The organism is Bordetella genomosp. 2, assembly GCF_002261345.1.
Lineage (GTDB): Bacteria > Pseudomonadota > Gammaproteobacteria > Burkholderiales > Burkholderiaceae_B > Bordetella_A.
In genome coordinates this window covers 23,137-35,489 of sequence record NZ_NEVT01000006.1, presented here as the reverse complement: position 1 = coordinate 35,489, position 12,353 = coordinate 23,137, and the positions used below count along the sequence as shown (strand labels likewise).

The following is a 12,353-nucleotide window of genomic DNA, read 5'->3' as shown; positions in this document are numbered from 1 at the left end:
TCAGGCCGCGCGCCGGAATTCGCGCCGGTAGGCCGAGGGCGAGACCTTCAGCGCGCGGCGGAAATGCTGCCGCAGCGACAACGGCGTGCCGAACCCCGCCTGGCCGGCGATCACCTCGATCGGGGCGTCGCTGGTTTCCAGCAGGCGCTGCGCCAACGCCAGCCGCTGCGCCTGCAGCCACTGTCCGACCGTGCCGCCGGTGGCCTGGCGGAAATGGCGCGTGAAGGTGCGCCGGCTCATGGCCGCGCGGGCGGCCAGCGCGTCGAGATCGTGGTTGCGATCCAGGTTGGCGGCCAGCCACGCCAGCACCCCGGCCAGGCGATCGGCGCCGACCGAGGCCGGCACCGGCTGCTCGACATACTGGGCCTGCCCGCCCTGCCGGTGCGGCGGAACCACCAGCCGGCGCGCCACCGCATTGGCCGCGTCCGCGCCCCAGCGCCGCCGCAGCACGTGCAGGCAGCAGTCGATGCCGGCCGCGGTGCCCGCCGAGGTCACCACGTCGTCCTCGTCCACGTACAGCACATCGCGGTCGAGCCGCACCCGCGGATAGCGGGCCGCGAAGTCCTCGGCCCACATCCAGTGCGTGCTGGCGCTGCGGCCGTCCAGCAAGCCGGCTTCGGCCACCACGAAAGCCCCCAGGCACAGGCCCACCACCAGCGCGCCGCGCGCATGGGCGCGCCGCAGCGCGCGCAGCAAGGGCGGCGGCGCCGGCTCGGCAGTGTCGCGCCAGCTCGGCACGATGACGATATCGGCCCGCGCCAGGTCGCGCAGGCCGTGGCTGGCCTGCACCGTGAAGCCGGCGCTGGTGTGCAGCGGGCCGGGCTCGACGGCGCATACGCGCAGGTCGAACAGCGGCAAACCGGGCGAGTCGCGCGTTTCGAACACGGCGCACGGAACGGTCAGGTGGAAGGCGCTGATCTGGTCGAAGGCCGCCACCGCCACCACGGTGGCGCGCGGAGCATGGCGGGCGGTATCCCGGGAACTGGGCATGGCGTGGTCCGGCAGGCGCCCGGCCGGGCCGGCCGGGGCAATGGCCCGATTTTATCGAACATTGTCGTTCAGGCCACTATCGGCCGCGCCTGCCGCCAGGAATAATGCGACCGTCCCAGTCCAACCGGAGAACCAGAATGTCTTCAGCCGCTCCCCGTCGCGCCCTGATCGTCGTCGACGTGCAGAACGAATATTTCACCGGCAACCTGCCGATCGAGTATCCCGACCCGCAGCAATCGCTGGCCAATATCGGGCGCGCCATGGACGCCGCGCACGCGGCGGGCGTACCCGTTGTGGTGGTGCAGGATATCGAATCGCCGCAGGCACCGCTGTTCGCCCAGGGCTCGCACGGCGCCGAACTGCACCCCAGCGTGGCCGCCCGCCCCTACGACCACCTGGCCGTCAAGTGCATGCCCAGCGCGTTCGCCGGCACGGGGCTGGAGGCCTGGCTGGCCGAGCGCGGCATCGACACCATCACGGTGGTGGGCTATATGACCCACAATTGCGACGACTCCACCGTCAAGCATGCCGTGCACGCCGGGCTGCAGGTGGAACTGCTGTCCGATGCCACCGGCTCGGTGCCGTACGCGAACCGCGCCGGCCAGGCCACGGCCGAGGAAATCCATCGGGTGCTGACGGTGGTGATGCAGAGCCGCTTCGCGAGCGTGATGCGGACGGAGGAATGGATCGCCGGCCTGAACGGCGCGCCGATGCCTGCGCGCGACAGCATCTACGCCTCCAATCAGCGGGCCCGCGGGCTGGCGCAGGCCGCCTGACGCGCGGGCCGGTGCCGGCGCCGCCGCGGGGCGCCGGGCAGGCAAGGTTCAGGCCGCCATCCGGCCGGCCGCCAGCACCAACTGGCGGCCGCAGCGCGCCGCCAGCTGCGGATCGTGCGTCACCAGCACCAGCGTGGTGCCATGCTCGCGGTGCAGGTCGAACATCAGGTCGATGACCGTCGCGCCCGTGGCGGCGTCGAGGCTGCCGGTGGGCTCGTCGGCGAACAGCAGGTCGGGCTGGACCACGAAGGCGCGCGCCAGCGACACGCGCTGCTGCTCGCCCCCAGACAGCGTGCGCGGATAGTGATGCAGGCGCTCGCCCAGGCCGACCCGCCGCAGCATCGCCTGCGCGGCGTCGCGGGCAGGCTGGCCGGCCAGTTCGAGCGGCAGCATGACGTTTTCCAGGGCGGTCAGGTTGGGCAGCAATTGGAACGACTGGAACACGAAGCCGACATGGCGGGCACGCAGCCGCGCCCGGCCGTCCTCGTCGAGCGAGAACAAGTCCTGCCCGGCCAGCCGCACCGTGCCCGAGGAGGGAACATCCAGGCCGGCCATGAGTCCCAGCAACGTAGACTTGCCGGAACCGGAACTGCCGGTGATGGCCACGGCGCTGCCGGCGGCCACCTTAAAATCGATTCCATCCAGGATCGACAGCGTCCCCCCGGCGTCGGATACCTGCTTGCCCAGCCCAGAGACTTCGATCGAGACCTTGCTATCCATGCGCGTATTTTTCCGTTTGTTCGTTGCCGCCGCGATGGCCTGCGCCACCGCCGTGTTTCCCGCCCACGCTCAGACCGCCGGCGCGGCGCCAGGTTCCGCGGCGCGCACGCTGCTGGTGGTCGGCGACAGCCTGTCGGCCGAGTATGGCCTGGCGCGCGGCAGTGGCTGGGTGCCGCTGCTCGAGCGCCGGCTGTCTGAACAATACCCCAACTATCGGGTCGTCAATGCCAGCATCAGCGGTGACACCACCAGCGGCGGCATGGCCCGCCTGCCCGCCCTGCTGGAACGCCACCAGCCCGCCATCGTGGTGCTGGAGCTCGGGGCCAACGACGCCCTGCGCGGGCTGTCGCTGGACATGACGGAGCAGAACCTGCGCACCATGGCGCAGCGCTCGCGCCAGGCCGGCGCCGAGGTGCTGATCGTGGGGATGCAGATCCCGCCCAACTATGGGCGCGATTACGCGCAACGCTTCGCCGGGCTGTTCCCGGCGGTGGCTCAGGCCGAACAGGCCCGCCTGGTGCCGTTTTTCATGGACGGCATGGCCGCCGACCGCGCCATGTTCCAGGCCGACGGCATCCACCCCAACGAACAGGCGCAGCCGAAGCTGCTGGAAAACGTCTGGGCCGAGCTGCGGCCCATGCTGCAAGCGGATCAGCCGGCCGACTGATCCTGGCTCTTCAGGACAGCCGCGGCCTCGGGCAGGATCTTGACCTGGTACTGTTGCCGCAGCATGTCCAGCACGGCGGCATCTTCGGCCTGGCCCCAGGCGGCGCCAAGCTGGCGGGCCAGCAGGTCGCGGGCCGAGGCATCGGCCGTGCCGGGCTCGACTTTTTCCAGGCGCACCACTACGTAGTCGTCGCCGTCGGCCACGCCCGCATAGGCGGGCAGCGGCTGGGACGGCAGGCGCATGGCGGCCTCCAGGACCGGCTGCGGCAACTGCTGGGCCTGCTGGCGCGACACCACCACGGCGGGCTCGAAGCCCTCGGGCTGCGCCGCCGCATCCGCCTTCCAGCCGTCCAGGGCCGCGGTCGCCGCCTTGCGGGCCGCCTCGGCCGCGCGCTCGGCGACCAGGCGCTCGCGGATCGAATCGCTGACCTTTTCCAGCGGCGGCACCTGCTCGGGCTGCACTTGCGCCACGCGCACCGCCACCATGGTGTCGGGCGAGATCTCGATGACGCCGGAATTCTGCTTGTCGCGCAGCGACTCGGGCGCGAACAGGGCCTGGCGCACGCGCGGATTGTCGAGCAGCGCGGCGTCCGGGCCGCCCGCGGCGGCGTTGGCGCCGGCCTGGTCGGCCGGCAGCAGGCCTTCGCGGGTAATGCCCGCGGCGGTCCGCACCTTCAGGCCGAGTTGGTCGGCCACCGGCTGCAGGCTGTCGCGCTGGTCGTACACCGACTTGGTGAGCTCCGAAGCCATGTCGGAGAAGCGCGTCGCGGCGATCTGCTTGCGGATCTCGGCGGCGATTTCGTCGCGCACTTCGGCCAGCGGCTTGATGGCGGCCGGCTGCAGGTCGGTGAGCTTGATGATGTGCAGGCCGGCCGGGCTTTCCACCACGCCCGATACCTGGCCCTTGGAGAGGCCGAAAATGGCCTTGGACAGCGGCGCCAGCGGGCCGCCCAGCGTGGTGGCGCCCATCCAGCCCAGGTCGCCGCCATTGCCCGCGGAACCGGCGTCCTGCGATTCGGCGCGGGCCAGCTCGGCGAACTTGTCGGGCTCGGCGGCCGCCTGCTTGGCCAGCGATTCCGCCTTGGCGCGGGCCGCCTTGCGGGCTTCCTCGGAGGCGCCGGCCGGCAGCTCGATCATGATGTGGCTGGCCCGGCGGCGTTCGGGCTGGCCGTAGTTGTTCTTGTTCTGCTCGTAGAAGCTGGTGATGTCTTCGTCCTTGACCTGCACGCCTTGCGTCGCGGCGGCTTCGTCCAGCACCAGGTATTCCGCGGTGACGTTCTGCGGCACCGTCAGCTGCTGCTTGTTGGCGTCATACCAGGCCTTGATGTCCTGGTCGGAGACGGTCACGCCGGCGCGGTAGGCATCGGCGTCGAAGCGGCGCACCTGCACCGTGCGCTGCTGCGTCAGCGCGGACTCGAGCGCGGCCGTGACCGTGGCCGGCGCGCTGGCCGACTGGGTGACCGGTTCGAGCACGCGCGCCACCGCCAGGTCGCGCCGCAGGCCGGCCTCGAACGAGGTGGGCGTCATGCCCTGGGCCGCCAGCACCTGGCGATAGCGCTCGGGCGAAAAGCGGCCGTTGTCCTGCACCTGGGGGATGGCGGCGATGGTGTTGCGCAGCGTGCCGTCCGACACCGAGAAGCGGTTGTCGGCCGCCACCTGGGCCAGCAGGCGCTGGTCGATCAGTTGGTTCAGCAGTTGTTCGCGCATCGCCGGGGTGTCGACCAGGGCCGGGTCGAACTGGCTGCCCAGGCGCTGGCGGAACTGTTCCAGCTGGTTGCGGTGCGCCATGTCGAACTCGCCGCGCGTGATGGGCTGGCCGGCCACCGTGGCCAATTCGGGCTCGCGGCTGATGAAGCTTTCGTAGCCCTGGATACCGACCAGGAAGAACGACGGCACGATCAGGATCAGCAGAATGAACTGCATCCAGCGGCGGTGATTGCGAAATAGATCGAACATGGAATCCCTGTTTGCCCTGCGCGGCGCGGGGAATGCGCGCACCACGCCGCAAGAAAACGCATAAAAAAGGGCGAACCGGTTCGCCCTTGCCAGGTGCCGGAATCCAACCCGGTCAGCCGGCGGAGTTTACCATTTCCGACCCGGACGTCGCAGGGGAGTTCCCTGCGGGCCGGCCCGCGCGGCCGAAGGAGTATTCTTGCAAACTTTCCCCCAGCCGCATCGCTTGCCGAGGCCCGCATGAACGCCCCCTTGCCCCCCTGGCCCTACCCTGCCCACATCGCGCATCGCGGCGGCGGCCGCCTGGCGCCCGAGAACACCCTGGCGGCCATGCGCGTGGGCGCCCAGCACCGCTTCCGCATGTTCGAGTTCGACGTGAAACTCAGCCGCGACGACGTGCTCGTCCTGCTGCACGACGACACCCTGGACCGCACCACCGACGGCCAGGGCCCGGCCGCCGCGCAATCGTTCGCCGAACTGGCGCGCCTGGATGCCGGCGGCTGGCATTCGCCCGCCTACGCGGGCGAGCCGGTGCCGGCCTTCGAGGCGGTGGCGCGCTATGCCCTGGCCAATGGCATCGCCTGCAATATCGAGATCAAGCCCAGCCCCGGCCAGGAGTCCGCCACCGGCGCCGCCGTGGCCCTGGCCGCCCGGCGGCTGTGGCGGGACGCCCTGCCGGCGCCGCTGCTGTCGTCGTTTTCCGAGACCGCCCTGGCGGCCGCCCAGGCGGCCGCGCCCGAGCTGCCGCGCGCCCTGCTGGTCGAACAGGTGCCGCCCGACTGGCGCGAGCGTCTGGCGCGCTACGACTGCGTGGCGCTCAATATCAACCAGCGCGACGCCAGCCGCGAACTGATCGAGGCGGTGCACGCGGCCGGCTACCGCATCGCCGCCTGGACCGTCAACGACCCGGCGCGCGCGCGGCTGCTGCTATCCTGGGGCCTGGACGCCTTGTTCACGGACGAGCTGACCGAAATCAGCCCGCCCTAGCATCATTCACGCAGGACCCGCCTTGTTCAGTTACCGACACGCCTTCCACGCCGGCAATCACGCCGACGTCCTCAAGCACGCCTTGCTGGTCCACACGCTGGACTATCTCAACCGCAAGGACACGCCCTACTGGGTGGTCGACACCCACGCCGGCGCGGGGCTGTATGCGCTGGACAGCGACTGGGCGGCCAAGAACGCCGAGTTCGCCGACGGCATCGGCCGCCTGTGGCAGCGCGACGACCTGCCGCCCCTGCTGGCCGACTACGTCGCGCGCATCAGGCAGTACAACCCCGACGGCCGCCTGCGGCATTACCCGGGCTCGCCCTGGCTGACGCTGGACGCCCTGCGCGAGCGCGACCGGCTGCGCCTGTTCGAGATGCACCCCACCGAATCGGACGTGCTGGTGGCCAACCTCGAGCGGCTCGGCAAGACCGCGCTGCGCCAGACCACCATCTATGCAGCCGACGGCTTCGAGGGCATGAAGGCGCTGCTGCCCCCGCCGCCGCGGCGCGGGCTGGTGCTGATCGACCCTTCGTATGAAGACAAGCAAGACTACAAGCGCGCGCTGAATGCCGTGAAAGAAGGCCTGAAGCGGTTCGCCACCGGCACCTACGCGGTGTGGTACCCGCTGGTGCAGCGCCGCGAGGTCGGCGACCTGGCGCGCCACCTGGAGAACCTGCCGGTCAAGAGCTGGGTGCATGCCTCGCTGGCGGTCCGCAAGCCGGCCGCGGACGGCTTCGGCCTGCACGGCAGCGCCATGTTCGTGGCCAACCCGCCCTGGACGCTGCATGCCGCGCTGCAGGAAGCCCTGCCCTTCCTGGCGCGGGAACTGGCCCAGGACGACCGGGCCACGTTCTCGCTGCAGCAGCGGGCCGCCTGAACCGGGGCGTCAGCGGCGCGGCAGCAGCGCGCGCAGCGCCACGATCACCAGCACCGCGAACAGCGCCAGGCTCCACAGGGCGTATTCCACGCCCAGCACTTCGACACTGGCGTCCATGCAGGTGGCGAAGATGCCGAACAGCCAGGGCAGGCCGGCATCCAGCCCCGAACCGCTGATGAAGCGGTCGGCGAAAGTCATGTCGCACGAGAACATGTGCGCCGCGACGTCGTACTGGTACCAGGCGGCGGCAATGCCGCCCACGCCGAGCAGCGCGCACAGCGCGGCGCAAACCCGGGCGATGGCGCCCGCGCAGGCGCCGGCCAGCGCCACGAGGCCGATGACCAGGTAGATGAGGCGCTGCAGCACGCACCAGGCGCAGGGCGGCATGCCGAACACATGCTGGGACACCAGCGCCACGCCCACGGCGGCAAAACAGAGGACGGCAATGACGAGGAGCAGGCGCTGGCGGGACGGATTCATGGCGTGAAAGGTTAGGCGAAGGGAAGCGGCGCCGGCCCGCGGGCCGGCATCCGTGCCGCGGCGGGCCGCTCAGGCATCGTTGGACACGTAGCCCATGTTGAATTGCAGCCCGCCGGCGGTTTCGTCGTCGCCGCCACTGCGCGACTGGCCCAGCCGCTCGAGGTATTCGGCGGTGATGTCGCCGGTAATGTACTGGCCGTCGAAGCAGGACGCCTCGAAACGCGTCAAGGCCGGATTGATGTCGCGCACCGCCTGCTGCATATCCTGCAGGTCCTGGTAGACCAGGCCGTCGGCGCCGATGGTGCGGGCGATTTCCTCGTCGGAACGGCCGGTGGCGATCAGCTCGCTCTGCGTCGGCATGTCGATGCCGTAGACATTGGGATAGCGCACCGGCGGCGCGGCCGAGGCGAAATACACCTTGTTGGCGCCGGCCGCGCGGGCCATGTCGACGATCTCGCGGCTGGTGGTGCCGCGCACGATCGAGTCGTCGACCAGCAGCACGTTCTTGCCCTTGAACTCCATGCCGATGGCGTTGAGCTTCTGGCGCACCGACTTGCGGCGCACGGCCTGCCCCGGCATGATGAAGGTGCGGCCCACATAGCGGTTCTTGATCAGCCCTTCGCGGTAGTCCAGGTTGAGCCGCGCGGCCAGCTGCATGGCGGCCGGGCGCGAGGAATCCGGGATCGGCATGACCACGTCGATGTCGCCCAGGCGCATGTTGCGGGCGACCTTGTCGGCCAGGTATTCGCCCATGCGCAGGCGCGCGTCGTAGACCGACACGCCGTTGATCAGCGAATCGGGCCGGGCGAAATACACGTATTCGAAGATGCACGGCACCAGTTGCGGGTCGTCGGCGCACTGACGGCTGACCATGCGGCCGTCCAGGTCGACGAACACCGCTTCGCCCGGCTCGACGTCGCGCACGAACGCGAAGCCGCTGCCTTCCAGGGCAACCGACTCGGAGGCGGCCATCCATTCGACGCCCTCGTCGGTTTCCTGGCGGCCGATGCAGAGCGGCCGGATGCCGTGCGGGTCGCGGAAGGCCAGCAGGCCGTAGCCGGAGATCTGCGCCACCACCGCATAGGCGCCGCGCACGCGCTTGTGCACGGCCGCGACGGCGCGGAAGATGGTGTCCTCGTCGAGCGACACGCCGCTGGCGGCCGACTGCAGCTCGTGCGCCAGCACATTGAGCAGCACTTCCGAGTCGGAATTCGTGTTGATGTGGCGGCGGTCCACCCGGTAGAGCGACTCGCGCAGCTCGCGCCAGTTGGTCAGGTTGCCGTTGTGCGCGAAGGTCAGGCCGAACGGTGCGTTCACGTAGAACGGCTGGGCCTCTTCCTCGCTGGCGCTGGAACCGGCGGTGGGATAGCGCACATGGCCGATCCCGCTGGCGCCCGGCAGCGCGCGCATGTTGCGGGTGCGGAACACGTCGCGCACCAGGCCATGGGCCTTGAACATGTTGAAGTGGCTGCCCTGGAACGTGGCGATGCCGGCCGCGTCCTGGCCGCGATGCTGCAACAGCAGCAGACTGTCATAGAGCAACTGGTTGACCGGCCCGCGCCCGATGACCCCTACGATTCCACACATGGTGATTTCCCGTTAAACAAAACTATGCGGCCTGTTGAAAGGCCCTAGTAGGGCAGCCACGTCGCCAGCGACGGCGGCAGCCACAACTTGATATGCCTGACGGCCTCGGTGGCCGAATGCGAAAACATGGCGTCCTGCCACCAGGGCTCTTGCGGCAGCGGCGTATACCCCCCCAGCGCCACCAGCACCAGGACGATGAGCAGCCCGCGCGCCAGGCCGAAAATGGCGCCCAGGCCGTGGTCGGCCGGCGTCAGCCCGGTGGTGCGGATCAGGGCGGCCAGCGTCATGTTGACCAGCCCCACGCCCAGCAGCACCACGAGGAACACCGCCGCGTAGGCCACGCCCATGCGCAGCATCGCCGTATCGATGTAGGCCTCCAGCCAGCCATAGACCGTCGGGCCCCACCAGATCGCGGCGACGAACGCCAGCACGTACGCCATCAGGGACAGCACTTCCTTCAGCAGGCCGCGCAGCAGGCCCAGCAGGCCCGACACCGCCAGGATCGCCATGACGACGAAATCGAAGCCGGTCACTGGCTGGCGATGAAACCGTTGTCGTAGCCCAGCGTGCGCAGCCGCGCCTGGGCCGCCTGGGCGGCGTCGCGCGACGGGAACGGCCCGACGCGCAGGCGGTATTGCTGCTTGCCTCCCACGGAAGCCTGTTCGACGAAGGCATTGGTGATGCCGGCCTGGTGCAGCTTGGAACGGCGCGCCTGGGCGTCGGACTGGCTGCTGTATGACGCGATCTGCAAGACAAAGTTGCCCTTGGCCGTGGCCTGCGGCTTGGCCGTGGGCGCCGGCTGGCTGGGCGCGCGGCCTTCGAGCAGGGCCAGGGCGCGCGCGCCGTCGTCGTCGCGCGGCGCTTCGACCGGCTTGGGCGGCGCCGCGGGCGGCTTGGCGGCCGGCGGCTGCGCGGCCGGCGGAGCGGGCGGCGGCGTCTCGGGCGGCGGCGCCGGCGGCGTGGCTTGCGCGGTGGCGGGCGGCTGCGCGGGCGCGGCGGCCGGATCGGGCGGCGGCGTCGGGGTGGCCGGAACTTGCGCCTGGGCGGGCGGCGCCTGGCCCGGCGTCGCGCCTTGCGCGGCCGGATCGCCCGCGCCGTTCTCGGGACCGGACACCGACGGCTGGTACGGCGTGTTGCGATCAGGGATGCGGATGGGGATGTCGTCGGCCACCGGCACGGGCTCGGAATCGAGCACCATGGGCAGGATGATGATGGCGGCCAGCACCAGCGCTACCGCCCCGGCCAGCCGGCGGCGCGCGCGCGCACGGAGTTCCGCCGCCTGGGCTTCGCTGGAGACCGACGGACGCGGCCTGGAAGACGATGCCTGCGAGGCGGAATCTTTGCGAGAGAACAATCCCATGGAACGGAATTCCTTGCGACCTGGGCAGGGCTGGCGCCCCGCGCGTCCGTGGCCCTACGCTTTGCGGCCCAGCGACTGCAAAACCGAGGCGACGGTCAGAAATGAGCCGAATACCACGATTCTATCACCCTCGCCGGCCTGCCCGCGGGCCGCCGCAAAGGCCGCGGCCGGGTCGTCGTGGGCCTGCACGGTAGGCGCCTCGGCGCCGGCGGGAACCGCCGCCAGGGCCGCCGACACATGCGCGGCGAGATCCTGCCCGGTGGTGCCGCGCGGGCCCGGCAGCCCGGCGCAGTGCCAGTGGTCGATGCGGCTGCCCAGCTTGGCGATGACGCCGTCGACGTCCTTGTCGCCCAGCATGCCGAACACCGCGTGGGTATAGGGATGGAACCCCATGTTGTCGAGGTTCTGGGCCAGCACCGCGGCCGCGTGCGGATTGTGCGCCACGTCCAGGATGACGGCCGGCTGGCCGGGCAGGATCTGGAAGCGGCCCGGCAGCGAGGCCTGCAGCAGGCCCACGCGCACCGCCTGCTGCGGCACCGGCAGGCGGTCGCGCACCGACTCCAGCGCCGCCAGCGCGGCGGAAGCGTTCAGCAGCTGGTTGGCGCCGCGCAGCGCCGGGTAGGCCAGCGCATTGCGGCGCTGGCCGCGGCCACCGTAGGCCCATTGCTGGCGGTCGCCGGAATAATTGAAGTCCTGGCCGAACAGCCAGAGGTCGGCGCCGATGGCGCGCGCGTGATCGAGCAGCGACTGCGGCGGCATGGGGTCGCTACAGATGGCGGGCCGCCCGGCGCGATAGATGTGCGCCTTTTCAAGGCCGATCTTCTCGCGCGTGTCGCCGAGATATTCAATATGGTCCAGGTCGACGCTGGTGACGATGGCGCAGTCGGCGTCGACGATATTGACGGCGTCCAGCCGCCCGCCCAGGCCGACCTCCAGCACCACGGCGTCGAGCCGCGCCTGCGCGAACAGCCGCAGGATGGCCAGCGTGGTGAACTCGAAATACGTCAGCGTGACGTCGCCGCGGGCCGCCTCGACCGCGGCGAATTGCTCGGCCAGGGCGGCATCGCTGGCGATTTCGCCATTGATGCGCGCCCGTTCGTTGAAGTCGATGAGGTGCGGCGAGGTATACAGCCCGACCCGGTACCCCGCGGCCAGCAGCATGGCTTCCAGCATGGCACAGGTCGAGCCCTTGCCGTTGGTGCCGCCCACGACGAACTTGACGCAGTCGAGGCGCAGCGCCAGGCGGTCGGCCACCTGCCGCACGCGGTCCAGCCCCAGGTCGATCGGCTTGCCATGAATGGACTCGAGATATTGCAGCCACTCTGGCAGCGGGGTGGCGGCGTCGGGGCGGAACGCAGTCATGGGGACACACGAAAATGACAGAGGCGGCAGTGTAGCAGCCGGCCCGGGCGCCGCTCGGGAAAACCCTGTGCGCGGCAGCGCCATGCGCGCAAACCCGGCTTGCCAATATTTTTCTCATGTATGAAAATGATTTCACAGACAGGAAATACAGGAGATCCCATGTCCTCATCCCCGCGCTGGCTGGTGCGCGAGGCCGACATCCCCGGCTACCACCCCGCCAATCACACCGGCACGCTGAACCGCCGCCTGATCGGCGCCGAAACCGTCGGCGCCCGCCATGTCGAGGTGGTGCTGGGCGTGATCGAAAAGGGCCAGGGCGCCCTGCCCCATGCCCACCCCGGCATCGAGCAGGTGTGCTACCTGCTGGCCGGCACCGCGCGCGCCCAGGTGGGCGACGAGTCGGCCGACATGGCGGCGGGCGACTGCTGCTATTTCCCGCCCGACGTGCCGCACGTCTTCACCGTCACCAGCGACGAGCCCGCGCGCCTGCTGGTCATCTATTCGCCCCCTTACGAAGAATCACCCGACCGCGTGATACGCGGCTTCGCGGCGCCCGCCTGACCCGGCGCCCTTTCCCGACCAGGCGGCCGCC

General features: G+C 70.4%; 13 protein-coding genes. 5 read left to right on the top strand and 8 right to left on the bottom strand.

Features of this window, described 5'->3' with window-relative positions:
* Positions 1-990 carry a GlxA family transcriptional regulator gene (locus CAL24_RS10420; protein ID WP_051439590.1) on the bottom strand — a complete coding sequence of 330 codons (990 nt, stop codon included), beginning with the start codon at positions 988-990 and terminating at the stop codon, positions 1-3.
* A 137-nt stretch (positions 991-1,127) separates the two neighbouring features.
* Here CAL24_RS10420 and CAL24_RS10415 point away from each other — a divergent pair, with 137 nt between their 5' ends.
* The gene (locus tag CAL24_RS10415) at positions 1,128-1,766 is read left to right on the top strand and encodes a cysteine hydrolase family protein (protein WP_028356274.1); all 639 of its coding nucleotides are present in this window, start codon (positions 1,128-1,130) and stop codon (positions 1,764-1,766) included.
* A 48-nt stretch (positions 1,767-1,814) separates the two neighbouring features.
* Here CAL24_RS10415 and CAL24_RS10410 read toward each other — a convergent pair whose 3' ends face one another.
* Positions 1,815-2,486, bottom strand: a complete 672-nt coding sequence (locus CAL24_RS10410) for an ABC transporter ATP-binding protein (RefSeq protein WP_028356275.1) — start codon at positions 2,484-2,486, stop codon at positions 1,815-1,817.
* Here CAL24_RS10410 and CAL24_RS10405 point away from each other — a divergent pair.
* Positions 2,485-3,153 (top strand): arylesterase, encoded by a 669-nt coding sequence (locus tag CAL24_RS10405; RefSeq protein ID WP_028356276.1) that lies wholly within the window; start codon positions 2,485-2,487, stop codon positions 3,151-3,153. The two genes, CAL24_RS10410 and CAL24_RS10405, sit on opposite strands and share 2 nt — an antisense overlap.
* Here the strand turns inward: CAL24_RS10405 and CAL24_RS10400 are convergent.
* On the bottom strand, positions 3,138-5,108 hold the full coding sequence (locus tag CAL24_RS10400) for a SurA N-terminal domain-containing protein (protein WP_028356277.1): 1,971 nt from the start codon (positions 5,106-5,108) through the stop codon (positions 3,138-3,140). The genes CAL24_RS10405 and CAL24_RS10400 overlap by 16 nt on opposite strands.
* A gap of 237 nt (positions 5,109-5,345) precedes the next feature.
* Between CAL24_RS10400 and ugpQ the strand changes: the two genes are divergently transcribed.
* On the top strand, positions 5,346-6,092 hold the full coding sequence (gene ugpQ / locus CAL24_RS10395) for a glycerophosphodiester phosphodiesterase (RefSeq protein ID WP_094806649.1): 747 nt from the start codon (positions 5,346-5,348) through the stop codon (positions 6,090-6,092).
* Positions 6,093-6,114: 22 nt separating this feature from the next.
* The gene (locus tag CAL24_RS10390; RefSeq protein WP_028356279.1) at positions 6,115-6,972 is read left to right on the top strand and encodes a 23S rRNA (adenine(2030)-N(6))-methyltransferase RlmJ; all 858 of its coding nucleotides are present in this window, start codon (positions 6,115-6,117) and stop codon (positions 6,970-6,972) included.
* A 9-nt stretch (positions 6,973-6,981) separates the two neighbouring features.
* Here the strand turns inward: CAL24_RS10390 and CAL24_RS10385 are convergent, their stop codons facing one another.
* The 5 genes from CAL24_RS10385 to folC all read right to left on the bottom strand — a co-directional run bounded on the left by CAL24_RS10385 (position 6,982) and on the right by folC (position 11,761).
* Positions 6,982-7,452, bottom strand: a complete 471-nt coding sequence (locus tag CAL24_RS10385; protein WP_028356280.1) for a disulfide bond formation protein B — start codon at positions 7,450-7,452, stop codon at positions 6,982-6,984.
* 69 nt (positions 7,453-7,521) lie between these two features.
* Complete coding sequence (gene purF, locus CAL24_RS10380; RefSeq protein ID WP_028356281.1) at positions 7,522-9,039, bottom strand: amidophosphoribosyltransferase; 1,518 nt, start codon at positions 9,037-9,039, stop codon at positions 7,522-7,524.
* Positions 9,040-9,083: 44 nt separating this feature from the next.
* Complete coding sequence (locus tag CAL24_RS10375) at positions 9,084-9,572, bottom strand: CvpA family protein (RefSeq protein WP_028356282.1); 489 nt, start codon at positions 9,570-9,572, stop codon at positions 9,084-9,086.
* Positions 9,569-10,399 (bottom strand): SPOR domain-containing protein, encoded by an 831-nt coding sequence (locus CAL24_RS10370; protein ID WP_028356283.1) that lies wholly within the window; start codon positions 10,397-10,399, stop codon positions 9,569-9,571. The genes CAL24_RS10375 and CAL24_RS10370 overlap by 4 nt, the downstream gene beginning before the upstream one ends.
* Before the next feature lie 54 nt (positions 10,400-10,453).
* Positions 10,454-11,761 (bottom strand): bifunctional tetrahydrofolate synthase/dihydrofolate synthase, encoded by a 1,308-nt coding sequence (gene folC, locus CAL24_RS10365; RefSeq protein WP_094806648.1) that lies wholly within the window; start codon positions 11,759-11,761, stop codon positions 10,454-10,456.
* A 159-nt stretch (positions 11,762-11,920) separates the two neighbouring features.
* On the opposite strand from folC, the gene CAL24_RS10360 reads away from it, so the two are divergent.
* Entirely contained in the window at positions 11,921-12,322 is a 402-nt protein-coding gene (locus tag CAL24_RS10360; protein ID WP_094806647.1) for a cupin domain-containing protein, read from the top strand.
* Positions 12,323-12,353 lie beyond the last annotated feature (31 nt).